This window comes from Pseudoflavonifractor sp. SW1122, from assembly GCF_012027765.1.
Classification (GTDB): domain Bacteria; phylum Bacillota; class Clostridia; order Oscillospirales; family Oscillospiraceae; genus Enterenecus; species Enterenecus faecium.
In genome coordinates this window covers 1-24268 of the sequence record NZ_SJOS01000011.1, presented here as the reverse complement: position 1 = coordinate 24268, position 24268 = coordinate 1, and the positions used below count along the sequence as shown (strand labels likewise).

26 protein-coding genes are annotated in these 24268 nt (G+C 61.7%); 20 read left to right on the top strand and 6 right to left on the bottom strand.

What is annotated here, in order from left to right:
• Positions 1-2: 2 nt before the first annotated feature.
• The 17 genes from rplF to E0L15_RS04170 all read left to right on the top strand — a co-directional run bounded on the left by rplF (position 3) and on the right by E0L15_RS04170 (position 9367).
• Positions 3-548, top strand: coding sequence for a 50S ribosomal protein L6 (gene rplF, locus E0L15_RS04250; protein ID WP_168124654.1), 546 nt, complete (start codon positions 3-5; stop codon positions 546-548).
• Positions 549-567: 19 nt separating this feature from the next.
• Positions 568-927: a 50S ribosomal protein L18 gene (rplR, locus tag E0L15_RS04245; RefSeq protein WP_087391754.1), complete on the top strand. Its 360-nt coding sequence runs from the start codon at positions 568-570 to the stop codon at positions 925-927.
• A 17-nt stretch (positions 928-944) separates the two neighbouring features.
• Positions 945-1445, top strand: a complete 501-nt coding sequence (gene rpsE / locus E0L15_RS04240; protein WP_087230510.1) for a 30S ribosomal protein S5 — start codon at positions 945-947, stop codon at positions 1443-1445.
• Between the two features lie 14 nt (positions 1446-1459).
• Positions 1460-1642 carry a 50S ribosomal protein L30 gene (rpmD, locus tag E0L15_RS04235; RefSeq protein ID WP_087230507.1) on the top strand — a complete coding sequence of 61 codons (183 nt, stop codon included), beginning with the start codon at positions 1460-1462 and terminating at the stop codon, positions 1640-1642.
• 13 nt (positions 1643-1655) lie between these two features.
• Positions 1656-2096: a 50S ribosomal protein L15 gene (rplO, locus tag E0L15_RS04230; protein WP_087371454.1), complete on the top strand. Its 441-nt coding sequence runs from the start codon at positions 1656-1658 to the stop codon at positions 2094-2096.
• A 1-nt stretch (position 2097) separates the two neighbouring features.
• Complete coding sequence (secY, locus tag E0L15_RS04225; RefSeq protein WP_168124653.1) at positions 2098-3429, top strand: preprotein translocase subunit SecY; 1332 nt, start codon at positions 2098-2100, stop codon at positions 3427-3429.
• An 18-nt stretch (positions 3430-3447) separates the two neighbouring features.
• The gene (locus E0L15_RS04220; protein WP_087230746.1) at positions 3448-4080 is read left to right on the top strand and encodes an adenylate kinase; all 633 of its coding nucleotides are present in this window, start codon (positions 3448-3450) and stop codon (positions 4078-4080) included.
• A 9-nt stretch (positions 4081-4089) separates the two neighbouring features.
• On the top strand, positions 4090-4848 hold the full coding sequence (map, locus tag E0L15_RS04215; RefSeq protein WP_168124673.1) for a type I methionyl aminopeptidase: 759 nt from the start codon (positions 4090-4092) through the stop codon (positions 4846-4848).
• 1 nt (position 4849) lies between these two features.
• Positions 4850-5122 carry a KOW domain-containing RNA-binding protein gene (locus tag E0L15_RS04210; RefSeq protein ID WP_168124652.1) on the top strand — a complete coding sequence of 91 codons (273 nt, stop codon included), beginning with the start codon at positions 4850-4852 and terminating at the stop codon, positions 5120-5122.
• Between the two features lie 4 nt (positions 5123-5126).
• On the top strand, positions 5127-5345 hold the full coding sequence (infA, locus tag E0L15_RS04205; RefSeq protein WP_087230495.1) for a translation initiation factor IF-1: 219 nt from the start codon (positions 5127-5129) through the stop codon (positions 5343-5345).
• A gap of 81 nt (positions 5346-5426) precedes the next feature.
• On the top strand, positions 5427-5540 hold the full coding sequence (rpmJ, locus tag E0L15_RS04200; RefSeq protein WP_006573428.1) for a 50S ribosomal protein L36: 114 nt from the start codon (positions 5427-5429) through the stop codon (positions 5538-5540).
• An 18-nt stretch (positions 5541-5558) separates the two neighbouring features.
• Positions 5559-5927: a 30S ribosomal protein S13 gene (rpsM, locus tag E0L15_RS04195; protein ID WP_087230492.1), complete on the top strand. Its 369-nt coding sequence runs from the start codon at positions 5559-5561 to the stop codon at positions 5925-5927.
• Positions 5928-5942: 15 nt separating this feature from the next.
• Positions 5943-6338: a 30S ribosomal protein S11 gene (gene rpsK, locus E0L15_RS04190; protein ID WP_087230488.1), complete on the top strand. Its 396-nt coding sequence runs from the start codon at positions 5943-5945 to the stop codon at positions 6336-6338.
• Positions 6339-6359: 21 nt separating this feature from the next.
• Entirely contained in the window at positions 6360-6959 is a 600-nt protein-coding gene (rpsD, locus tag E0L15_RS04185) for a 30S ribosomal protein S4 (protein WP_087230483.1), read from the top strand.
• Between the two features lie 73 nt (positions 6960-7032).
• Entirely contained in the window at positions 7033-7980 is a 948-nt protein-coding gene (locus E0L15_RS04180) for a DNA-directed RNA polymerase subunit alpha (RefSeq protein WP_087230480.1), read from the top strand.
• Between the two features lie 161 nt (positions 7981-8141).
• On the top strand, positions 8142-8483 hold the full coding sequence (rplQ, locus tag E0L15_RS04175; protein ID WP_087230477.1) for a 50S ribosomal protein L17: 342 nt from the start codon (positions 8142-8144) through the stop codon (positions 8481-8483).
• Between the two features lie 170 nt (positions 8484-8653).
• The gene (locus E0L15_RS04170) at positions 8654-9367 is read left to right on the top strand and encodes a hypothetical protein (RefSeq protein WP_168124651.1); all 714 of its coding nucleotides are present in this window, start codon (positions 8654-8656) and stop codon (positions 9365-9367) included.
• Between the two features lie 73 nt (positions 9368-9440).
• Here E0L15_RS04170 and E0L15_RS04165 read toward each other — a convergent pair whose 3' ends face one another.
• From E0L15_RS04165 to recJ, 6 genes are all read right to left on the bottom strand, one after another.
• Entirely contained in the window at positions 9441-10889 is a 1449-nt protein-coding gene (locus E0L15_RS04165) for a UDP-N-acetylmuramoyl-L-alanyl-D-glutamate--2,6-diaminopimelate ligase (protein WP_168124650.1), read from the bottom strand.
• Between the two features lie 766 nt (positions 10890-11655).
• Positions 11656-14025, bottom strand: a complete 2370-nt coding sequence (argB, locus tag E0L15_RS04160; RefSeq protein WP_168124649.1) for an acetylglutamate kinase — start codon at positions 14023-14025, stop codon at positions 11656-11658.
• Positions 14026-14233: 208 nt separating this feature from the next.
• The gene (locus E0L15_RS04155) at positions 14234-14938 is read right to left on the bottom strand and encodes an amino acid racemase (RefSeq protein WP_168124648.1); all 705 of its coding nucleotides are present in this window, start codon (positions 14936-14938) and stop codon (positions 14234-14236) included.
• Between the two features lie 14 nt (positions 14939-14952).
• Positions 14953-16170 (bottom strand): ATP-grasp domain-containing protein, encoded by a 1218-nt coding sequence (locus E0L15_RS04150; protein ID WP_168124647.1) that lies wholly within the window; start codon positions 16168-16170, stop codon positions 14953-14955.
• Between the two features lie 153 nt (positions 16171-16323).
• Positions 16324-18567, bottom strand: a complete 2244-nt coding sequence (locus tag E0L15_RS04145; protein ID WP_087230459.1) for a bifunctional (p)ppGpp synthetase/guanosine-3',5'-bis(diphosphate) 3'-pyrophosphohydrolase — start codon at positions 18565-18567, stop codon at positions 16324-16326.
• A gap of 138 nt (positions 18568-18705) precedes the next feature.
• The gene (gene recJ / locus E0L15_RS04140; RefSeq protein ID WP_168124646.1) at positions 18706-20778 is read right to left on the bottom strand and encodes a single-stranded-DNA-specific exonuclease RecJ; all 2073 of its coding nucleotides are present in this window, start codon (positions 20776-20778) and stop codon (positions 18706-18708) included.
• A 178-nt stretch (positions 20779-20956) separates the two neighbouring features.
• Here recJ and lexA point away from each other — a divergent pair, with 178 nt between their 5' ends.
• The 3 genes from lexA to E0L15_RS04125 all read left to right on the top strand — a co-directional run.
• Positions 20957-21556 (top strand): transcriptional repressor LexA, encoded by a 600-nt coding sequence (gene lexA / locus E0L15_RS04135; protein ID WP_087230453.1) that lies wholly within the window; start codon positions 20957-20959, stop codon positions 21554-21556.
• A gap of 690 nt (positions 21557-22246) precedes the next feature.
• A complete protein-coding gene (proB, locus tag E0L15_RS04130) occupies positions 22247-23026 on the top strand; it encodes a glutamate 5-kinase (RefSeq protein WP_087370817.1) in 780 nt (259 codons plus the stop codon).
• The coding region (locus E0L15_RS04125) for a glutamate-5-semialdehyde dehydrogenase (protein ID WP_168124645.1) at positions 23023-24268 on the top strand (1246 nt) is incomplete at its 3' end. The genes proB and E0L15_RS04125, both read left to right, overlap by 4 nt.

Genomic DNA, 24268 nt, shown 5'->3' with positions numbered 1-24268 from the left:
GAATGTCTAGAATTGGTAGAGCTCCTATCGCCGTCCCCGCCGGCGTGGAGGTAAGCATTGCTGACAACAACGTGGTCACCGTCAAGGGCCCCAAGGGCACCCTGGTGGAGCAGTTCCACCCCAACATGACCATCACTCTGGCTGACGGCGTCATCACCGTCACCCGTCCCAACGATCTGAAGGAGAACCGTGCGCTCCACGGTCTGACCCGCACCCTGGTGCACAACATGATCGTGGGTGTCACCGAGGGCTACAAGAAGTCCCTGGACGTCAACGGCGTAGGTTACCGTGTGGCTCTGGAGGGCGGCAAGCTGGTGATGAACCTGGGCTTCTCTCACCAGGTCATCATGGAGGCTCCCGAGGGCATCACCATCGAGGTTCCCAACCAGAACCAGATCATCATCTCCGGCTATGACAAGCAGCTGGTCGGCCAGTTCGCTGCCAAGGTCCGCGAGAAGCGTCCCCCCGAGCCCTACAAGGGTAAGGGTATTAAGTACTCTGACGAGGTCATCCGCCGCAAGGTTGGTAAGACCGGTGCTAAGAAGTAATTAAGGAGGTGTGCCGATTATGATTAACAGACCCAACACTAAGGCTCAGCGCCTGCATCGTCATAAGCGCGTTCGTGGTAAGGTGTCCGGCACCTCCGAGCGTCCCCGTCTGAATGTGTTCCGCAGCGAGACCAACATCTATGCTCAGATCATCGACGACACCAAGGGTGTGACCCTGGTTTCCGCTTCTTCCCTGGAGAAGGGCTTTGAAGGCTCCGGCAGCAACTGCGAAGCTGCCAAGAAGGTGGGCGAGGCCATTGCCGAGCGCGCCCGTGCCAAGGGCATTGAGACCGTTGTGTTTGACCGTGGTGGCTACCTGTACCACGGCCGCGTGAAGGCTCTGGCCGAGGGCGCCCGTGAGGGCGGCCTGCAGTTCTAAGGGAGGAGGAAGAAAGTATGGCTCGTTTTGAGAAAGAACCCAAGGAGTTCGTAGAGAAGGTTGTGTACCTCAACCGCGTCTCCAAGACCGTCAAGGGCGGCCGTGTGGCCAAGTTCTCCGCCCTGGTTGTTGTGGGCGACGAGAAGGGCAAGGTCGGCTACGGCCTGGGCAAGGCCGCTGAGGTGGCCGAGGCCATCCGCAAGGGCATCGAGGATGCCAAGAAGAACATGGTGACCGTGACCCTGTCCGGCACCACCATTCCCCACGAGGTCATCGGTGAGTTCGGCGCCGGCCGTGTGCTCCTCAAGCCCGCTTCCAAGGGTACCGGTATCATCGCCGGCGGCCCCGTGCGTGCTGTGATGGAGGCCGCGGGTGTCTCCGACATCCGTGCCAAGTGCCTGCGCACCAACAACCCCCAGAACGTGGTGGCTGCCACCATGGCTGGCCTGAAGGCTCTGCGCAGCCCCGCTGAAGTCGCTCGTATCCGCGGCAAGAGCGTGGAAGAAATCATCGGTTAAGGAGGCTCACGACTATGGCTAACATTGAAATCAAGCTCGTCAAGAGCCTGAACGGCCGTCTGGCCAAGCACAAGGCCACTGCCGAGGCTCTGGGCCTGCGTCACATCGGCGATGTGACCGTGCAGCCCGACAACGCTGCTACCCGCGGCAAGATTGCCGCCATCGGTTACCTGCTCCAGGTCACCGAGAACGCCTAAGGAGGTGCCCAACATGAATCTGCATACTCTCTCTCCCGCCGCTGGTTCCACTCAGGTGGGCAAGCGCAAGGGCCGCGGCCCCGGTTCCGGTAACGGCAAGACTGCCGGCCGTGGACACAAGGGTCAGTGGGCTCGTTCCGGCGGCGGTGTCCGTGTGGGCTTCGAGGGCGGCCAGATGCCTCTGGCTCGTCGTCTGCCCAAGCGCGGTTTTAACAACATTTTTGCCAAGCGTCTGGAGACCATCAATGTCTCCGCTCTGAACAAGTTCGAGGATGGCGCCACCGTCAATGTCTGCGACCTGCTGGAGCAGGGCATCCTCTCCAAGTGCGAGTACGGTGTTAAGGTGCTGGGCAACGGCGAGATCACCAAGAAGCTCACCGTGCGTGCTTCCGCTTTCTCCGCCTCCGCGAAAGAGAAGATCGAAAAGGCAGGCGGTACAGCGGAGGTGATCTGACATGATTCAGACCATCCGTAGTGCCTGGAAGGTGCAAGAGCTCCGCAACAAGCTGCTGTTTACCATCTTTGCTCTGCTGATTTTCCGGGTTGGTTCTGCCATCCCCGTTCCCTTCATTGATACCGAATCTCTGAAGACCTACATGGCCTCTCAGTCTTCCAGTATCTTTGGTCTGCTCAATGTCATGAGCGGCGACGCCTTTGCTCAGGCTACCGTCTTCGCTCTGTCCATCCAGCCCTATATCAACAGCTCCATCATTGTGCAGCTGCTGACCATCGCCATCCCCGCTCTGGAGAAGATGGCTCGGGACGAGGGCGAGGAGGGCAAGAAGAAGATTGCCGCTATCACTCGCTACGCCACTGTGGCCATCGCCCTGCTTCAGGCCTTTGGCTACTACAAGCTCATCAGCTACTACGGACTGGTGGCTGACGGCCTGTGGCCCGCTTTCGTTATCATCTTTGCCTTCACTGCCGGCTCCGCCTTCCTGATGTGGCTGGGCGAGCAGATCACCGAGTTCGGTGTGGGCAACGGTATTTCCATCATCCTGTTCGGCGGTATCATTGCCCGGGGACCCCACATGGTCTCCTCCATGATCAACGGCGTGCGCGTGTGGGCCTCCGGTTCCACCTCCGCCACCACCGCCTCCCTGCACCCCGCGTTCATCCCCCTGATTCTGGTGGGTATTCTGCTGCTGGTGGTGTTCATCGTGTTCATCACCAACTCCGAGCGCCGCGTGCCCGTGCAGTACGCCAAGCGCGTGGTGGGTCGCAAGATGTACGGCGGTCAGTCCAGCCATATTCCCATCAAGGTGAATATGTCCGGCGTGATGCCCATCATCTTCGCTCAGGCCATCGCCTCCATCCCCGCCACCATCGGCATGTTCGTGCCCTCTGCTCAGACCGAGGGCTCTGGCTGGAACACCTTCCTGAAGGTGTTTGACTCCAACGGCCTGATCTATTGCGTGGTGTACTTCCTGCTGATCATCGTGTTCAGCTACTTCTACAACACCATTCAGTTCAACCCCGTGGAGATCGCCAACAACCTCAAGAAGAACGGCGGCTTCGTGCCCGGCTTCCGTCCCGGCAAGCCCACCGCTGACTTCTTGGCCCGCGTCATCAATCGCCTGACCATGTTCGGCGCCATCTACCTGGCTGTGGTAGCCCTGCTGCCCGCCATCACCGGTAACATCATGCTGGCCTTTGGCAGCTCCGCTGGCAACAGCCTGGCCATCGGCGGTACTTCCATCATCATCGTGGTGGGCGTCGCCCTGGAGACCGTGAAGGTTCTGGAGGCTCAGCTGATGATGCGTCACTACAAGGGTTTCCTGGAGTAATTGGAGAAGGTGAACGAGATGAAGCTGATTATGCTGGGCGCCCCTGGCGCCGGTAAGGGTACTCAGGCCGCTATCTTGAGCGAGAAGCTGGGTATCCCCACCATTTCCACTGGTAACATCCTGCGCTCTGCCGTGAAGAACGGCACCCCCGTGGGATTGGAGGCTAAGAGCTACATGGACGCCGGGAAACTGGTCCCCGACCAGGTCATCATCGGCATCGTGGCTGAGCGCTTGGCCCAAGATGACTGCTCTAAGGGTTACATTCTGGACGGCGTGCCCCGCACCATCGCCCAGGCTGAGGCTCTGGAGCAGGCCGGCGTGGTGTTCGACCACGTCCTGTCCATCGAGATCTCCGACGAGGAGATCAAGAAGCGCATGAGCGGCCGCCGCTTCTGCGCTTCCTGCGGCGCCACCTACCACGTGGTCAACGCTCCTTCCAAGGTGGAGGGCGTGTGCGACAAGTGTGGCGGCACCCTGGAGCTGCGGGACGACGACAAGCCCGAGACCGTCCAGCACCGCCTGGAGGTCTATCATGCCGAGACCGAGCCTCTCAAGGCGTTCTATGCTGAGCGGAATCTGCTCTGCTCTGTGGACAATCAGTCCAGCATCGAGGCCACCACTGAGGTCATCGAGAAGGCTCTGGGGATCTAAACGATGGAGCTGATTACGCTCAAGTCGTCCAGAGAGCTGGACGCAATGCGCCGCGCGGGCCGCATCGCCGCCCAGGCCAGAGAGCTGGCCGGGCGCCTGGTGGCCCCCGGCGTGACGACCTTAGACATTGATACCGCGGTACGCAAGTTCATCGAGAGCCAGGGAGCGAAACCTTCCTTCCTGGGCTACGGCGGATTCTCTGGATCTGCCTGCATCTCGGTCAACGACGTGGTCATCCACGGCATCCCTTCCAAGAAGGTGGTGCTGAAGGAGGGTGACATCGTCAGCGTAGACGTGGGTGCCTGCATCGATGGTTTCCACGGCGACTGTGCTGCCACCTATCCCTGCGGGAAGATCTCCGAAGAGGCAGCGCGCCTCATCGAGGTCACCCAGCAGAGCTTCTGGGAAGGCATGAAGCACGCCAAGGCCGGCCAACGAGTGTCTGACATCTCCCATGCCGTTCAGAAGTATGTGGAGAGCTTCGGCTACTCGGTCGTTCGCGACTTCGTTGGCCACGGTGTGGGCGCGAAACTCCACGAGGCCCCCGAGGTGCCCAACTACGGTCCCGCTGGCCACGGCCCCCGGCTCCAACCCGGCATGACCATTGCCGTGGAGCCCATGGTGTGTGCCGGTGACTGGCAGGTAAAGGTGCTCAAGGACGGCTGGACCACCGTGACGGTGGACGGCTCTCTGGCGGCCCATTACGAAAATACCGTACTCATCACCGACGGAGAGGTCGAGATTCTCACCCAATGCGGAGAGATGTGACATGAGTTTCCAACAAGCCCAAATCGTGCGCTCCCTCAGCGGCCACGACAAGGACCAGCTGTTCTGTGTCCTGGCAGTGGATGGCAGCTTCGTGCTGCTGGCAGATGGGAAGCGGCGGCGGGTGGAGAACCCCAAGCGCAAGAACGTCAAGCACGTTCAGTGCGTGGGAGAGTTTCAACACCCAACCATCGAAAAAGTCCGGGCCGGCGAACCTGTCCGCAACCGCGAGCTGCGGGCGGCGTTGGCGGCCATCCGGGACGAAATGGAGGTATGAAGCTTTGGCGAAGGACGATATGATCGAGCTGGAGGGCGTCGTCACCGAGGCCCTGCCCAATACGACTTTCAATGTGGACATCGGGAACGGACACATCATCCTGGCCCACATTTCCGGCAAGCTGCGCATGAACTTCATCCGCATCCTGCCCGGCGACAAGGTCACCGTACAGATGTCGCCCTACGACCTGACCAGGGGTCGCATCACCTGGCGAAGCAAGTAAGAGATAACACGACCGAGAAGGGCCGGGGCCTTGCCTCCGCCCAACTCGGGGCCATCAGGCATTCACAGGAGGTTAACCGATATGAAAGTAAGACCGTCTGTCAAGCCCATGTGCGAGAAGTGCAAGATCATCAAGCGCAAGGGCAAAGTAATGGTCATTTGTGAAAACCCCAAGCACAAGCAGAGACAAGGTTAAAGGAGGGGCAAGGAGAATATGGCACGTATTGCAGGCATTGATCTGCCTAAGGAGAAGCGAGTCGAGATCGGACTCACCTATATCTACGGCATTGGCCGTACCAGCGCTACCAAGATTCTGGAGAAGGCTGGCATTAACCCTGATACCCGCGTGAAGGACCTCACCGACGCCGATGAGGCCAAGCTGCGTGAGATCATCAGCCACGACTACGTGGTGGAGGGCGACCTGCGCCGGAATGTGGCTATGGACATCAAGCGTCTGACCGAGATCGGCTGCTACCGTGGTGTCCGTCACCGCAAGGGCTTGCCCGTCCGCGGCCAGCGTTCCAAGACCAACGCTCGTACCCGCAAGGGTCCCAAGCGCACTGTGGCGAACAAGAAGAAGTAAGGAGGGATTAGACACATGGCTACTGCTAAGAAAGTGATCAAGCGCCGTCGTGAGCGCAAGAACGTGGAGAAGGGTCAGGTGCACATCCGTTCCTCCTTCAACAACACCATGGTTACTGTGACCGACATGCAGGGCAACGCCCTGTCCTGGGCTTCCTCCGGCGAGATGGGCTTCCGTGGCTCTCGTAAGTCCACCCCCTTCGCCGCCCAGACCGCTGCTGAGACTGCCGCCAACGCTGCCATCGAGCAGTGCGGCCTCAAGAGCGTTGAGGTGTACGTCAAGGGTCCCGGCCAGGGCCGTGAGGCCGCCATCCGGGCTCTGCAGGCCGTGGGCCTGGAAGTCACCCTGATCAAGGACGTGACCCCCGTGCCCCACAACGGCTGCCGTCCCCCCAAGCGCCGCCGCGTGTAATCTGGAAGGAGGAAAAGCAATATGGCTAAGAATATGCAGCCCTATCTGAAGCGTTGCAGAACCCTGGGCATCTCTCCCGCCACCATGGGCGTGAATAAGGAGTCCAACCGGAACCCCGGCCCCCAGCGCCGCAGCAAGAAGAGCGAGTACGCTCTGCAGCTGACTGAGAAGCAGAAGGTGAAGTTCATCTACGGCGTGCTGGAGAAGCAGTTCCGTTCCTACTATGAGAAGGCCGCCCGCATGAAGGGCAACACCGGCGACGAGCTGATGACCCTGCTGGAGCGCCGCCTGGACAACGTGGTGTACCGTCTGGGTCTGGCCAGCACCCGCCGCGAGGCCCGTCAGCTGGTCAACCACGGCCACTTCACCGTCAATGGCAAGCGCGTGAACATCCCCTCCTACCTGGTGAAGGTGGGCGAGGAGATCGCCGTGTGCGAGAAGAGCCGTTCTTCCGCCAAGTTCAAGAAGCTGGTGGAGGAGGATAAGTTCGTGGCCGCTCCCGCCTGGCTGGAGAAGACCAAGAACGCCCCCCTCCAGGGCAAGGTCGTGGCCATGCCCACCCGTGAGGATATCGACTTCGAGGTCGCTGTCAACCTGATCGTGGAGTTGTACTCCAAGTAATCGTCACCCTCAACTCAAGCAGTTCGCAACCGTTTTGGAAGCTACGCCACAGTAAAAGGAGGGTATTCACGATATGGTAGAAATTCAGAAGCCGCGCATTGAGTGCATCGAAAACGTGGGTGAGGAGACCTACGGCAAGTATGTCGTAGAGCCTCTGGAGCGGGGCTACGGCACCACCATTGGCAACTCCCTGCGCCGCATCCTTCTGTCCTCTCTGCCCGGCACCGCAGTGACCACGGTGAAAATCGCCGGCGTCCAGCACGAGTTCTCCACCATCCCCGGGGTGAAGGAGGACGTGACCCAGATCGTTCTGAACATCAAGGGCATCATTGCCAAGCTGTACAGCGAAGGGGTCAAAACCGTCTATATCGAGGCCTCCGGTGAGGGGGTCGTGACGGCTGGTGACATCAAGGCCGACAGCGATGTGGAGATTCTCAACCCTGAGCATCACATCGCCACTCTGGGCCCCGATGCCACTCTGAACATGGAGCTGACCTTGTCCCAGGGCCGTGGCTACGTCACCGCCGACCGGAACAAGAATGCTCAGACGGTCATCGGCGTCATTCCCGTGGACTCTGTGTACACCCCTGTGCGCAAGGTCAACTACACCGTGGAGAACACCCGCGTGGGAGACGCCACCGACTACGACAAGCTGACCCTGGAGGTCTGGACCAACGGCACCATCTCCGCCCGGGACGCCGTGTCCCTGGGCGCCCGCATCCTGCTGGACCACTTCACCCTCTTCACCGATCTCTCTGAGACCATGGGCTCCAAGTCCACCGTGGTGGAGAAGGCTGAGACCCAGCGCGATAAGGTGCTGGAGCTGACCATCGAGGAGCTGGACCTGTCTGTCCGTTCCTTCAACTGCCTCAAGCGGGCCAACATCAACACCGTGGAGGACTTGATCTCCAAGACCGAGGACGAGATGATGAAGGTGCGCAACCTGGGCCGCAAGTCCCTGGAAGAGGTCATCAACAAGCTGGCGATGATGGGTCTGTCCCTGGCCAGCGAGGAAAACTAAAAAATGTGAGGATTCCCCGTGGAGAAATCCACGGGGGCCCACTGGAGGCAGGGTAGAGGGTATGTAACGTTCCTCCTCACCCACACGCAAGTGTCCCCCATCCGGGTGCCAGAACGAATTTGAATGAGATCTCGCAACGCGAGGTCGGAGGAGTGTTAAAAATGGCTCAGAACCGTAAACTGGGTAAGACCAGCGATCAGCGCCGCGCCATGCTGCGCGCCATGACCACCTACCTGCTGGAGAATGGTCAGATCAAGACCACCTACGCCCGCGCTAAGGAGGTCGCCCCCATTGCCGAGAAGATGATCACCCTGGCTAAGAAGAACAACCTGGCTTCTTACCGTCAGGTGCTCAGCTACATCACCAAGGAGGATGTGGCTAAGAAGCTCTTCGACGAGATCGGCCCCAAGTACGCCGACCGCAATGGCGGTTACACCCGTGTGCTGAAGATGGGTCCCCGTCGCGGCGACGCCGCCGAGATGGCCATCATCCAGCTGGTGTAATGGAATACGGGCTACCGTATTAGAACAAAAAGAGCCTGGACTCACGAGTTCTCGTGGGCCCAGGCTTTTTTGCATCTGTACAAGGGGGCGCTTTTGTGCTATACTGACAAAAAGAGGACGGATTTCTCCGCCTTCTGTTGTGAGAATTGGGAAGAAAAGGGGGCGTCATCATGAAAAAGCGTATGAAATGGGTGGCCATGGCCGGGGCAGCGGTACTGGCCCTGTCTCTCACCGCCTGCGGCAGCATCAGCCTGAACCTGGGCAGCGAGAAGAGCCGCATGGAGGGCTATGTCCAGGGCTATTTGGACCTGACATACCTGGGCAAGCTCAACAAGGACTATCAGACCGAGATGGAGCTGTCCGAGGAGGAGGCCCAACAGCAGTACGAAGAGGGCATCCAGGTGGAAGTGGAGTTCTTTGAAAGCGGCATTGGCCTCATTGACTACCCCACCGAGGAGATCACCCAGCGTTTGACCGAGCTGTACAAGGAGATTTACAGCCACAGCGACTACACCGTGGGGGCTGCCACCAAGCTGGACAGCGGCAACTATGCCGTGGAGGTGACGGTGCGCCCCATTGATCTCATGACCAAGGTGACCTCGGACGACTTCGAGAAAATCTTCGAGCAGATTCTGGCGGACCGGGGCATCACCACCCAGGAGCAGCTGGAGGCCCTCAGCGAGGAGGAGTATCAGGAGATTGACGCGGTGTACGCCGAGAAGATCGTGGACCTGTTGGAGAAGGAGCTGCCCAACACCGGAAACGGGGAGGCGGAGACCTTCACCGTGCAGATTGAGGACGACGGGAACATCTGGACCCCATCTCAGGACGACTTTAACTCCATTGATCTGGCCATGATCGACTACAGCAACTTTGGATATTGACGAAGCGAGACAGATAAGCGGCGGGTGGAAGAATTCCACCCGCCGCTGTTTTCCTGCGAAACTTCCACACCACCTAGGGGTGTCTGTGGAAGTATTCCTCCAGCACCGCCCACTCGGAAAAGGGCAGGCGCAGCCCACAGGTCTCAATATACCCTTCGTGGCCCTTGCCCAGCAGGGCCACCATATCTCCGGGCTGGGCCAGGTCTAACGCCCGGAAAATGGCCTCTCTCCGGTCGTAGATCACCTCCCAGGGAATTTGACGGCCCAGGGCCTGGGTGATGGAGCGGCAGATGTCCTCCACCGGCTCCCACCGGGGGTTGTCGGTGGTGACGATGGCGCAGTCTGCCAGTTCCGCCGCCACTTGGGCCATGTCCAGCCGCCGCATGGGGGGACGGTTGCCCCCGGCCCCAAACACCACAATGATGTTCCCGTGGGGGTAGCAGTGGAGGCAGCTCAGAATGGCCCGGAAGCTGGCGGCGTTGTGGGCGTAGTCCACCACCACCCGAATCCCCCGGTGGTTGGGGAATACCTGGGCCCGCCCGGGCACAGCGGCTCCCTCCAGCCCCTGGCGGATGGCCTCTTCCGGCAGCCCCAGCTGGCGGCATACCGCCACCGCCGCCAGGGCGTCCTGGACGTGGTGCCGTCCGGGGAGGGGGATGGTATAGGGGGTGTCACAGCCCGCCACCGTGAAGCGGCTGCCCAGGGCACTGGGAGCCTCTATGGGGGCCACCGTGACCCCTTGCACCCCGCAGGTGGGGGAGAACCCAAAGGTGGCCACTGGGGCCTCTGGGGGCAGCTGGGCGGCCATCTGGGGCCAGGCCATGTCCTCCCCATTGCCCACCGCTCCGGCGCACTGGGCGAAGAAGGCGGCCTTGCAGGCGGCGTACTCGGCGTAGTCGGCGTGCTCCCCGGGGCCGATGTGGTCGGGGGAGAGATTGAGGAAGACCCCGGCGGCGAAGGTGAGCCCCGCCACCCGGTGGTGCTTCATGGCCTGGGAGGACACCTCCATTACCACGTGGGTGCACCCCTGGGCCACCATGTCGCTCAGCAGCTGGTGGAGGAGCAGGGGGTCCGGGGTGGTGTTGGGGCAGTCGGCCCATTTCTCCCGCCCTATGTATGCCCCCATGGTGCCGATCATCCCGGCTGTGTGCCCGGCAGCTAGAAGAATGTCCCGCACCATGTGGGCGGTGGTGGTCTTGCCCTTGGTGCCGGTAATGCCGATGAGGGCCAGGCTCTTGGCGGGGTGGCCATAGAAGGCGGCGGCCAGGTGGGCCAGGGCATCCCGGGGCTCCTCCACCACAAAGAGGGGGACGGAGCAGGGCAGGGACACGGGAGAGACCACAGCGGCGGCCCCCCGGTCCACGGCCTGGGGGATGTACTGGGTGCCGTCGGCGTGTTCGCCGGGGATGGCCACAAAGAGGGCGCCGGGGGTGACGGTGCGGGAGTCGCAGGAGAGGGAGGAAATGTCCACATCCTGGTCACAGGAGTGGCCGAGCACGGCCAGCAAAGGGGCAAGTTTCATGGGTCAACACCTCTGGATGAGAGATTTTGACCCAGTCTATGCAGGTTTAGCGGGCGTGGTTCCCACGCTCAAAGAAGGGGAGATGTCTGCCGTTAGGCAGACTGAGGGGGTGTACTTCTCCAATTTCTCAGGCACACTTCAGCGCCCCAGCCGGGGACGCTCCGCTGGGGTCCATTTTGACTGGCCAAAATGGACGAAAAGCCACAAAAGGGGCCCGCCCCTTTTGAAACCCCAATGATTTTATTTTGTTTTGTGCGGTGGGGCCGTAGTCGGCCCTGGACCTGGAGAGGTCACATAGATGGCGTATAGCCTCTCTGGGATATACCTACTCCGCTGATAGATTCCGTTTCTCTTGCCAGGGCCTCAAGTTTGGCGGTGTGCGGCCGATTCCCGGCCGCCGTGGGCCGGGGGGACCAGAAAGGGCCGAAACCTGGAGAAACGTGCACTATCCCGGCAGTAATAGAGAAAATCAGAGCTTTTTACTCCCTTGGTATGGTACTTGCTTTTCGGCCCGGCCTGAGAACCACCGCAGGGCCAGCCTCGTACCCCAGGGAGGTCCTTAGGGGGGAACGCCCTAAGCGATTCTTTCCCCGATTTCTCATCGGGGAGAAATCGGGCCCAGCGGAGCGTCCCCGGGCGGGGCGCTGGTCTGCGCCTGAGAAATTGGAGAAGAGCAATCTCTCAGTTTGCCCTGCGGGTAGTGGAAGCAACAAAAAACCGGAGAAGCAGAATCTTCTGCCTCTCCGGTCGGTTCTTTGTTTGGTTTTTAAGGAGTGAGAATGGTGCCAGACACCCGTTGATGCAGCACATCCAGCAGCAACACGTGCTCACAGTGTCCGTCCAGGATGGACACCTCTCCCACGCCGCTCTCCAGGGCGTGGAGACAGCCCTGGACCTTGGGCACCATGCCTCCGGCGATGAGTCCGGCATCCATGAGCTCTCTGGCCCGCTGGGCGTCCATGTGGGCCACGGCGGTCTTGGTGTTGTGGCTGTCAATGAGGATGCCACCCACATCGGTGAGAAACACCAGACGGTGGGCGTGAAGGGCCTCGGCGATGGCCTGGGCGGCGTCGTCGGCGTTGCAGTTGTACCCGGCCCCATCGCCGCCAGCGATGGGGGACACCACGGGGAGGAAGCCAGCCCCCAGCAGGGTCTCCAGCAGACGGGTGTCCACCTGGGTGATCTGACCCACCCGGCCCAGGGCGGGATTCTTGCACTGAGCGGTGATGAGGTGGCCGTCCTTGCCGGACACACCCACCGCCGCCACGTCCAAATCGTTCAGGGCGGAGACGATGGACTTGTTCACCTGGGCGGACAGGGCCATCTCCGCCACCCCCAGGGCGGCCTCGTCGGTGACCCGGTAGCCGTTTTCAAAGTGGGTGGGAACGTTGAGCCGCTCCAGCAGGGCGGTGATGTTCTTGCCGCCGCCGTGGACCAGCACCACCCGCAGGCCCGCCATTTGCAGGGTGGCCACGTCCTGGAGGATGGAGTCCACTGCCCCGTCAGGGCCCAGGGCGGAGCCGCCGTACTTCACCACCACGGTCTGGCCCGCCATTTCTTTCAGGGCGGGGAGGACGGAGGAGATGGAGCGCACCTTCTCCAGGCCGTCCAGGCCGTGGATCACGTCATATTCTTGCAGGAAGGTCTTGGAGTAGTCCACATCCGAGGGGGTGTCGATGTACTCCAGGCCCCGCTTCTGCCGGGTCTCAGCCCCCTTACCGGTGATGAGAATTACGGTGGGCTTGTCGCAGCCCAGAATGGCCTGGCGAATGGCCTCGCCCCGGTTGGGCTGAATCTCATAGGCGCAGCCCTGCTCGGCCACATGGGTGGCGATCTCCTGGCAGATGGACACGGTATCCTCCTCGCCGGAGTCCTCCTCGGTGAGCACCACCAGGTCGGAGTATTTGCCGGACACCTCGCCCAAGTCCCTCCGGCGGTCCAGGGCCTTTTTGCCGGGACAGCCGAACACGGTGACAATGCGCCGCCCGGGGTACTCCTCCAGCACGGATTTGAACAGGGTCTCAAAGCTCATGCGGTTGTGGGCGTAGTCCACAATGGCGGTGATGTGGTCGTTGGCGTTGGTGTACACCTCCATGCGGCCGGGCACCCGAGCCTTCATGAGGCCCACATAGATGCACTGCTGGGGGATGCCCAGGGCGTGGCACACGGCGATGGCGGCCAGGGCGTTCTCGGTGTTGAACAGGCCGGGCATGGTCAGCTGGAACTCCCGGGACTGACCCCCGGTGATGGTGACCCGGAAGATGATGTCGTTGCCCCGCTTGCGGATGTGGGAGCCGTACACGTCGGCCTTGGGATTGGTGCGGGAGAAGGTGACCACTCGGCGGCAGTCCCGGCGGGCGGCTTCTTCCACCCGGTCGGCGTGGTCACAGTCCAGGTTGACGCAGGACACCTCCGCCTGGGCGAAGATCTTCAGCTTGGACTGGAAGTAGTCCTCGAAGTCGGGGTGCTCGATGGGGGAGATGTGGTCGGTGCCGATGTTCAAGAAACAGGCGGCGGCAAACCGGGTGCCCAGGGTGCGGTGGTACTTGAGCGCCTGGGAGGACACCTCCATGGTCAGATAGCCCAGCCCGGAGGAGAGGGCATTGGCAAAGTGCTTTTGCAGTTCCAGAGGCTCGGGGGTGGTGAGGTGGGACTCGAACTCCTCCACGCCGTCGTAGGTGTCAATGGAGGAGATGACCCCGCAGCGCACCTTCCGGCTGGAGAGATACTCGTCCAGAATGTACTTGAGGTAGTAGGTGGTGGAGGACTTGCCCTTGGTGCCGGTGATGCCGATGACGTTCAGCAGACGGGAGGGGTCATTGTAGTACTGGACTGCAAAGGGGGCGATGACCTGGCGCATGTCGGTGACGTGGATGCAGGGCAGGTCCACCTCCGGGTAGGGGGTCTCACTGACGTAGGCGAAGGCGCCCCGGTCGGCAGCCTGCTGCAGGTATTCGGGGCGGAAATGGGCGCCCTTACACAGAAACAGGGTGCCGGGGACGACATTTTTGGAGTCGTAGGACACCAGCTCCACGGTGCGGGAGAGGTCCAGCCCTGCGGGCAGAGGGGAGGCCAGGAGGTTTTTGGTGGTGAGGAGGGAGGTGTACTCCCCCAGGGAATATTTGGTCAGATTCATATCTAGACACCTCGATGATCGTCTTGGCAATGCCAGCATTGCCAAGAGAGAGTTGCAGCCCGCTGCGTCGCACGCGCAAACGCGCACGCTTGCGGGCTGAGAAGTGTATTTTCCCATGCGCATGTCCTGGGAAAATACGTGATTTCAATTGATTTCCCCGCCTGTGGGCGGGGAAATTCTGCCGAGGGCTTTTTGGCCTACGGGGAAATTAAATGGTACGCAGCTGGTAGCCACAGCGGGTGACGGCAGTCTCCGCCAACACCTCCATGGCGTCCACGTAGAAGGGGGGCAAATTGTGGTAGGTGCGGAACACGGACAGCTCGGTGCAGGCCAGAATGGCGCAGTCGCACCCGGCCTGACGCATGGCCTTGTCGATGGCGGCAAACTTCTCCCGGCTGCCCCGCTCGCCCTGCTTGATCTCGTCGTAGATAATGGACATCACCAGGGCCTGAATGGCGGCATCCGGGGCCACAGCCTCCAGCCCATACTGGGCGCAGGCGGCCTGGTACAGTCCGGACTGGATGGTGCCGTCGGTGGCCAGAATGGCGGGACGGCGGCGGCCCTGGGCGTAGATGGCGGCGGCGGTCTCCCGAATCATGTGGAGAATGGGGGTGTGAAGGTCCCCTTGCAGCTTGTCCACAAAGTAGTGGGAGGTGTTGCAGGGGATGGCGATGGCGGTGCAGCCGCAGTCCTCCAGCAGCTTGGCGTCTCGAAGCAGCCGCTCATACAGGGCTTGGGTGTGCCCGGAAAGGATGGCGGCGGTGCGGTCGGGCATTTTGGTGTCGGACAGGATGAGAGTGGGCAGGTGCTCCTGGTCACAGCTGGCCTCGGTGCGGTCCAGCACATATTGATAGAAGACCTGGGTGGCCTGGGGGCCCATGCCCCCCAAAATGCCCAGCTTTTGTTCAGTCATATTCGGAATCTCCCTTAGTTCTGGGGCTTTTTGCAGTACTGGCGGAAGCGGTGGATGTTGCCGATGTGGTTTTTCCACACCCGCAGCACCCGGCCCAGAGTGTAGTCGGGGCGGTACTCCATGGAGTGGTGGTCGGCCCCGGCCCGAATGAGGGCCTTCATCTGGGGGTGATAGTTCTTGGGGATGAACTCATAGGCCAGAACCCGGGGAATCATCCGCCACAGGCTCTGGTTTTTCACCACGGTGAGGGGCAGGTCCTTGCCCTCGATGAGATCTCCCACCAGGTAGGTGGCGATGTTGTGGCCGGACCCGGTGACGTAGTAGTTGGAGCGGCCCTGGCGGCAGTTGATCTCAAAGGCCTTGTACTTGCCGTCCCGAGGGTCTAGCTTGATGTCGAAGTTGGAGAAGCCCACATACCCCAGGTCCTCCAGCATGCCCCGAATCTTGTCGCACAGCTCCTGCTGGTGCTCGGTGATGATGACGGCGTGGTTGCCAATGCCGTGGGGGGAGTGCTCCTCCAGGAGCACGTGGCCCAGGCACATGAGCTTGACCTTGCCGTGCTGGTCGGAGTAGTTGGTCAGCACCCGCATGTAGGTGTCGTCCCCGGGAATGAACTCCTGGAGAATCATTTTGCCCGGATACCCGGCGGCGTACACCTCGTCCAGGGCGGAGAGAAGCTCCTCCCAGGTGTCGCACAGGTACACCTTCTTCAGCTCCCGGTGGCCGGTGGCCCAATAGGCCACGCCGTCGGCGGGCTTGGCGATGTAGGGGGCGCCGAAGGGGGGCTTAAAGTCGTGGCCCATCTCCTGGTCGTAGACAAAGGTGGTGGGGTGGTCGATGCCGTAGCGGTCACACAGGGCGTAGAACTGCTCTTTGTCGGTGAGCTGGTCCAGCATTTCCCCGGAGATGTAGTTGCACTTGACGTTTTCGGGGAACTTGTCTTTCAGGTGGGCGGCCAGCTTCACATAGCTGTCGCCGCAGCCGATGACCAGCACCGTCTTGGGAGCCACTTCCCGGGCCACGTCGGTGACGTTTTTCAAAAAGGCGTCGGCGTCTTCATTCTCCAGGCAGGGGCGGTAGTCGATGATGGAGGAGAAGGCGCAGGGGAAGGTGGCGGCGAACTTGCCGAAGGCAATGCTCTTTACCCCGTAGGCCTCGTGGAAGGCCCGGGCCACGCTGTATACGTTGATGTCCCCGCCGAAGAGCAGGGGCTGGAAGGAATGGGTTTCCATTTCAAAGAGGACTCCTTACTATATATTTAAGTGAAAAATGAATAATGAATAGTGAATAATTATGGTGCGCCGCCATGCGGCACGGATTTAAATGAAAGACGCAAACTGGAGGGCCTGCATTCTTCATTTTTCATTCTTCGTTCTTCATTATTTTTATCCGTTGGCACGCTGTACCAGGAACACGCCCTGAATTTGGGACAGCTTATTGATGACTCCGGTGAGCTCGTTGCGGTCCTTCACCGACAGCTCCAGGAAGATGGTGGCGTAGCCGTCGGGCTGGGAGCGGGCGGAGAGGTTGTTCACCTTCACCTTCTGGGTGGACAGGGCCATGGCCACGTCCAGGGCCAGGCCGTCCCGGTCCTTGGCGGAGATCTCCAGGGAGGTGCGGTAGTTGATCTGATCGCCCTCCACCCAGGACACGGCCACCCAGCGGCCCGCCTCCTCCGGCTTGCGGCGCAGGGGGTCGGCGTTGGGGCAGTCCTTGCGGTGGATGGACACGCCATAGCCCCGGGTGATGAAGCCCACCACCGGGTCTCCGGGGACGGGGGTGCAGCACTTGGAGAACTTGACGGTGCAGTTGTCCAGCCCCTCCACCAGAATGCCGTTGGAGGAGTGGCGGGGCTTTTGGCCCGTGGGGGTGGACACCTTGGCAGCGGCGGGGAAGATGGTATCTCCCTTGGCCAGAGAGGCCTGGAGCACCTTCTGCTCCGCCTTGTGCTGGTCGTCTCGGATGATGCGCTGCAACTCCTCCTTGATGCGGGCCACCGCCTTCTGGGCGGACATGCCGCCGTAGCCGATGGCGGCGTATACCTCATCCAGGGACCCGTAGCGCAGCCGCCGCAGCAGAGCGTCGGTGACCTCGGGGGTGGTGGTGATGGAGGCCATGGTCAGGCCCATGTGCTTCAGCTCGGTCTCAAAGGCGGCCCGCCCGGTGGCGATGTTCTCCTCCCGGCGCTCCTTTTTAAACCACTGGCGAATTTTGTTTCGCGCTTCGTTGGATTTGCAGATCTTCATCCAGTCCCGGCTGGGGCCTCGGGCGGCCTTGGAGGTGATGATCTCCACAATGTCCCCGTTTTTCAGGGGGGTGTCATAGGTGACAATGCGCCCATTGACCCGGGCGCCCGTCATGGAGTTGCCCACGGCGGAGTGGATGGAGTAGGCAAAGTCGATGGGGGTGGCCCCGGCGGGCAGGCTCTTCACGTCTCCGTTGGGGGTGAACACGAACACCTCGTCGGCGAACATATCCACTTTCAAGGTGCTGACAAATTCCTCGGCGTCGGTGTCCTGCTGGCTCTCCAGCAGCTTGCGCACCCACTCAAATTCCTTCTCGCTGCCCAGCTTGTCGTTGGCCAGCCCCTGCTTGTACTTCCAGTGGGCGGCTACGCCGTACTCGGCGGTCTGGTGCATCTCCCAGGTGCGGATTTGCACCTCGAAGGGGATGCCGTCCCGGCCGATGACGGTGGTGTGCAGGGACTGATAGCCGTTGGGCTTGGGGGTGCCGATGTAGTCTTTGAACCGGCCCAGCACCGGGTTATACATGTCGTGGATGGAACCCAGCACATTATAGCAGCTGGGGATGTCTGGGACAATGACGCGGAAGGCATATAAATCAAAAATTTCCTTGAAATTTTTGTTCTGTGTGTACATCTTCCGGTACAGGGAGTAGATGTGCTTGACCCGGCCGTATACCTTGCACTGGATGCCGTCGGCGGCCAGCCGCTCCTCCAGCTGCTGCTGGATGTTGGAGAAAAACTGGGCGTTGCGGGTGGTGATGCTCTCCAGCTCCTGCTCCACTTCCTCATAGCCGATGGGGTCCAGGTAGCGCAGGGAGATGTCCTCCAGCTCCCACTTGATGCGCTGCATACCTAAGCGGTGGGCGATGGGGGCGTAGATCTCCATGGTCTCCAGGGCCTTCTCCCGCTGCTTTTTCTCCGACTGGTACTGGAGGGTGCGCATGTTGTGCAGGCGGTCGCACAGCTTGATGAGAATCACCCGCACGTCCTGGGCCATGGCCATGAACATCTTGCGCAGGTTCTCCATCTGCTCCTCTTCCTTGGAGGTGTACTGCATCCGGGTCAGCTTGGTGACCCCCTCCACCAGGTCCGCCACCGTGGAGCCAAAGAGTTTGGCGATGTCGTCGTGGGAGGCGTCGGTGTCCTCAATGCAGTCGTGGAGCAGGGCGGCGATGATGGAGTCCAAATCCAGGTCCAGCTCGTTGACAATCTCCGCCACCGCCAGGGGGTGGGTGATGTAGGGCTCTCCGCTCTTGCGCAGCTGGGTGCCGTGGTGGGCGTTGGCGTAGTCAAAGGCGGTGCGCAGCCGCTTCACATCGGCGTTGGGGTTGCGCTGAAGCACCTGTTGCTCCAGAGCCTGGTAGCGTGTTTCGATGGATTCCATGGTCATACCTCCTCGGGCGTCCGGGCAACGGACACGGGCGTGGGCCGGGCCCACACAAAACTCTCTCTCCATAGTCTGGACCAATCTGGTCCATGGTCATACCATAACGTGGGGAATATATAGGGAATGGGGATGGATTTACCCCAAATCGTGGCGGAGCTGGCGCATCATACCCGCCTGCTCCAAATCCACCTTCTCCCGGGGGCGGCACAGCCGCACTGTGGCCTGCTGGTTTTGCACCGCCACCTGGATGAGCCCCCGCTCATCCATCACGTGCAGGCACACCAGGGCCTTGCCGTAGGAGCGGTGGCCGGAGAAGCTGCGGGTGACTTGGCGCAGCAGCTGGTCCATGGGGGCCTGGGCGGGCCCGGCGGCGCACAGCTGCTCCAAATACCGCCACAGGTGGGCGAAGTCCCGGCGCTGGGGGAGCATCAGAGACGCCTCCCAGGGGGACAGGGTCTCCCCGGCCTGGAGCCGGCGGAACAGGGAGCGCTCCAGCTGGGAGCGGGTGGGGGCGGGGCGCAGGTCGCACAGCTGCAATTGCACCGTGCGGTTGCCCCGGAACTGATTGATTTGTAACGTAAAGGCGATATCCAGCCGCTGGCCGTTTTCAATGCCGCAGGCGGCGGTGTTGGCGGAAAAGAAGATGGCGTCCATGACCACTCCGTCCCGGCGCAGCCTCAATTTCAGGTGGCGGCCGCCTCCCACATCCGTGTGGGAGAGTACACACACCGAGCGCAGCAGAAACACCGGCTTGGGGTTGCCCGAGCCGAAGGGCTCCAGCAGGGACAGAGACTCCACGTCCTGGGTGGACAGCAGGGAACAGTGGGGAATCTCACAGTCCACGTCCAGGGAGGACTCCATGGGCTGGTGTCCGGCAAACTCCTCCACCAGCTGACACAGAGCGGCCCGGAAGGCGGGGATGTTGTCCCGCCGGATGGAAAAGCCCGCGGCCAACTCGTGGCCGCCGTAGCTGTCCAGCAGGGGAGCGCAGCGCTCCAGGGCGCCGAACAGGTTGAAGCCGCCGAAGGAGCGGCAAGAGCCCTTGCCCTTGTCCCCGTCCAGGCTGATCATAAAGGCGGGGCAGGCGAATTTCTCCGCCAGCCGGGAGGCCACAATGCCGATGACTCCCTGATGCCAGCCCTCCCCCGCCAGCACAATCACCGGGGCAGACAGGGCTGGGGTGTGGGTCAGCAGCTGGTCGCAGTGCTGGAAAATCTCCAATTCAATGGCCTGACGCAGGCGGTTGAGCTGGCACAGCTCCTGGGCCAGCTCCTGCCCCCGCTGGGGGTCCTGGGTGAGCAGCAGCTCCAGGGCAGTGCCCGCCTGCTCCATGCGCCCGGCGGCGTTGATGCGGGGGGCCAGGCCATAGCCGATGGTGACGGTGGTGGGCACTTGTCCCCGGGGACAGCCCGCCTCCCGCAGCAGGGCCTGGAGGCCGGGGCGGGAGCAGTCGGCCAGCCGTTCCAGCCCCAGGTGGACCAGGGCCCGGTTTTCTCCTTGCAGGAGCATCACGTCCGCCACCGTGCCGATGGCGGCCAGCTCCCCGTAGTCCAGCAGCACCTGGGGACGCTGGGCCGGGGCGGTGAGGGCCAGGGCCAGCTTCAACGCTACCCCCACACCCGCCAGATCGGGGAAGGGGTAGGAGCAGTCGGGGCGGCGGGGGTCCACCACGGCCACGGCCTGGGGCAGGACCTCTTTGCACTGGTGGTGGTCGGTGATGACCACGTCCACCCCCAGGGCCCGGGCGTACTCCACCTCCTGGGCGGCGGTGATGCCGCAGTCCACCGTGACAATCAAGGTGACCCCCTGGCGGGCCAGGGCGTCAATGGCGTGGTTGTTCAGACCGTATCCCTCTTCGGTACGGTCTGGGATGTAGCTGACCACCTGGCCACCCAGCGTGCGGAGAAACTGGGTGAGCAGACAGGTGGCGGTGATGCCGTCCACGTCGTAGTCGCCGTAGACGGCGACGGTCTCTTGCTCCCGGATGGCCCGGGAAATGCGTTCCACTGCCTTCTCCATGTCTTGGAGGAGAAAGGGGTCGTGGAGCAGGTCGGGGCCGTGGGCCAAAAAGGCCGAGGCCGCTGGGGCGGTGTCCACTCCCCGGGCACACAAAACGGCGGCGCACAAGGGGGGTAACCCTGCCCGTTCCAGCTCCGCCCTGGACCCGGCTGGGCCGCTGGGGCGGAGATTCCACCGATCATACTTCATAGGGTCCCATTCCTTAAGAAAAATTATCTTTTATTATAGCAAAACATCCGGCTTATTTCAACCGCTCCCGGGGGAAATCCCTGGAAACCGGACGAAATGGAACAAATGTTTGACATCGTGGCGGGGACATGGTACAATGAAAAAAATGACGGAATCAGCGAGAAAGGGGCGGGGCCACATGAGTAAATTGACCCACAAGCAGCAGGAGATTTACGACTACATTTTGTCCTTCGCCCAGGAGAACGGATACCCTCCCTCGGTGCGGGAGATTGCCCAGCATGTGGGGCTCAAGTCCCCCTCCACGGTGCACTTCCACCTGAAGGGCCTGCGGGAGGCGGGGCTCATCAGCCAGGCGGAGGGGAAGACCCGGGCCATCACCATCACCGACGGCTGCCACAACCGCCGGGACCAGGTGCCTCTGGTGGGCTCGGTGGCCGCCGGCAGCCCCATTTTGGCCGAGGAGTGCATTGAGGACTATCTGACCTTTGACACCGGGGGCCGGGTGGGGGAACACTTTGCCCTGCGGGTGCGGGGAGAGTCCATGATCGAGGCGGGGATTCTCCCTGGCGACCTGGTGGTGGTGCACCAGCAGCCGGAGGTGAACCCCGGGGACATTGTGGTGGCGCTCTTTGAGGACGAGGCCACGGTGAAGACCTTCCGCCGGGAAAATGGCCATGTTTGGCTGTACCCGGAGAACTCCAGCGGGGAGTACCAGCCCATTGACGGGGAGGGGTGCTCCATTCTGGGCCGGGTGGTGGCGGTGGTTCGGCGTTATTGACATGCCGCACCCCGCCTTTTTGCGCTTCATTTGCCGCGTCCCCTTGGCGAAGGGGAGACGCGCTCCGCTGGGGTCCATTTCTCAGCGATGAGAAATGGACGAAAGAATCGCCAAAGGAGGGGCCTTTCCCCTCCTTGTGGAATCCTCCCTGCGGTACAGCGAGAAGCTGCGGTGTTTTCAGATCGGGCCGAAAGGCTTTTGCCATACCAGAAAATGAAACACGCTTTTTAGCCCGGTTGCTGCTGGGTGAGTGCTGGTTTCTCTTGATTTCGGCCCTTCTTCTGGTGCACCCGGCCGACGGCGGCCGGGAATCGGCTGCACAGCACCCGGACTTGAGGCCCTGGAGATAGAAGTGGAAGTTGTCAGCGGAGTTGGCATGGGCTAGAGAAGTGTGGCGCTATCTATGTGACCCTTCCAGAACCAGGGCCGACTTGGGCCCTACTGCACAAGACAAATAAAAACATTTGGGGTTTCAAAAGGGGCGTGAGCCCCTTTTGTGGCTTTTTGTCCATTTTGGCCACTCAAAATGGACCCCAGCGGAGCGCGTCCTTGCAAGGGCGTGAAAGAAAACAGAAAAGAAGTACAGGACCTATGACCTGTGGCCCGAAAGCCCTGAAATAGGGCTTTCTTTTTTTCTCCCCCCGTGGTATGATAACTCCAATCTAACACACTAAAGCGAGAGGACATGTTATGAGAATTGTGGTGAAAATCGGCACTTCCACCCTGGCACACCCCACGGGCCTGTTGAACATTCGCCATGTGGAGCAGCTGGTGAAGGTGCTGTCTGACTTGAAGAATGCAGGACACGAGACCATTTTGGTCTCCTCCGGCGCCATCGGCATGGGGGTGGGCAAGCTCAACCTGCCCGGCAAGCCCCAGGATATGCCCACCAAGCAGGCCGCCGCGGCGGTGGGCCAGTGTGAGCTGATGTACACCTACGACCGGCTCTTTGCCATGTACAACCACACGGTAGCCCAAATCCTCCTCACCGGGGAGGACATCGACCACCCGGACCGACGTGAGAACTTCCAGAATACCCTGGAGCGGCTGCTGGAGCTGGGGGTGCTCCCCGTCATCAACGAAAACGACACCGTAGCCACCGCCGAGATCAAGGTGGGCGACAACGACACCTTGGGAGCTGTGGTGGCCTGCTGCATCCATGCGGACGTGCTGGTGCTGCTCAGTGATATCCAAGGCCTGTACACCGCCGACCCCCACAAAGACCCCAATGCCCAACTCATCGACCGAGTGGACCATATTTCCCCGGAAATACTGGCCCTGGCCGGAGGAGCGGGCACCACCCTGGGCACCGGCGGCATGGCCACCAAGCTGCGGGCGGCCCAGATGGTCATGGAGCAGGGCTGCGACATGGTCATCTCCCACGGCGAGCACCCGGAGCTGCTGTATGATCTGGCGGAGGGAAAGCCGGTGGGCACCCGATTCTGTGCCAAAAAGGAGGAACACGTATGACCACCCAGGAACTGCTGCGCCGCGCCAAGGCGGCCAAAAAACAGGTGGCAGCGGCCACCACGGAGGAGAAAAACCAGGCTCTGCTGTGTATGGCGGACCAGCTGGAGGCCCATGAGGCGGACATTCTGGCCGCCAACGCCCAGGATATGGAGCGGGCCAAGGGCGCCATCGCCCCGGTGATGCTGGACCGCCTCCTCCTCACCCCCCAGCGCATCCAGGACATGGCCACAGGCATGCGGGAAGTGGCCCAGCTGCCCGACCCGGTGGGTCAGGTGCTGCGGGGTGAGGAGCGGCCCAACGGTCTGGTCATTGAAAAGACCGCCAGCCCCATGGGTGTCATCGCCATCATCTATGAGAGCCGCCCCAACGTCACCTCGGACGCCGCCGCCCTGGCCCTCAAGGCCGGGTCCGCCTGCGTGCTGCGCTGCGGCAAGGAGGCCCACCAGTCCGCCGCCGCCATTGTCTCGGCCCTGCAAGCTGGCCTGGAGCAGGCGGGGCTGCCGGGAGACAGCGTGGTGCTGGTGGAGGACACCACCCGGGCCTCGTCCACGGAACTGATGCAGGCCAACGGCCTGGTGGACCTGCTCATTCCCCGGGGCGGAGCGGGGCTCATTCGGGCCTGTGTGGAGCAGGCCACCGTCCCCGTCATCCAGACGGGCACCGGCATCTGCCATGTGTATGTGGACCAAGCGGCGGACTTGAATATGGCCCTGGACATTTTGGAGAATGCCAAGTGCTCCCGGCCCTCCGTGTGCAATGCCTGCGAGGTGTGCCTGGTGCACGCTGCTGTGGCAGAGCAGTTCCTGCCCATGGTCTATGCCAGACTGGTAAAAGGACGGCAGGCCAACCCGGTGCAGCTGCGGCTGGATGCTCGGGCCGCCGCCATCATCCCCGGCACCCCGGCGGGAGACCAGGACTTCGACACGGAGTTTCTGGACTACATCCTGGCCGTGGGGGTGGTGGACAGCGTAAGTGAGGCCATCGACCACATCAACGCCCACTCCACCGGCCACAGTGAGGCCATCATCACCGCCGACGAGGCCGCCGCCCGGGCCTTTACCACCCAGGTGGACAGCTCCTCGGTGTACTGGAACGCCTCCACCCGATTCACCGACGGGGGCCAGTTTGGCCTGGGCTGTGAGATGGGCATCTCCACCCAGCGCCTCCACGCCCGTGGCCCCATGGGTCTGGGTGAGCTGTGCACCTATAAGTACATCGTCCGGGGAGACGGACAGACTAGGT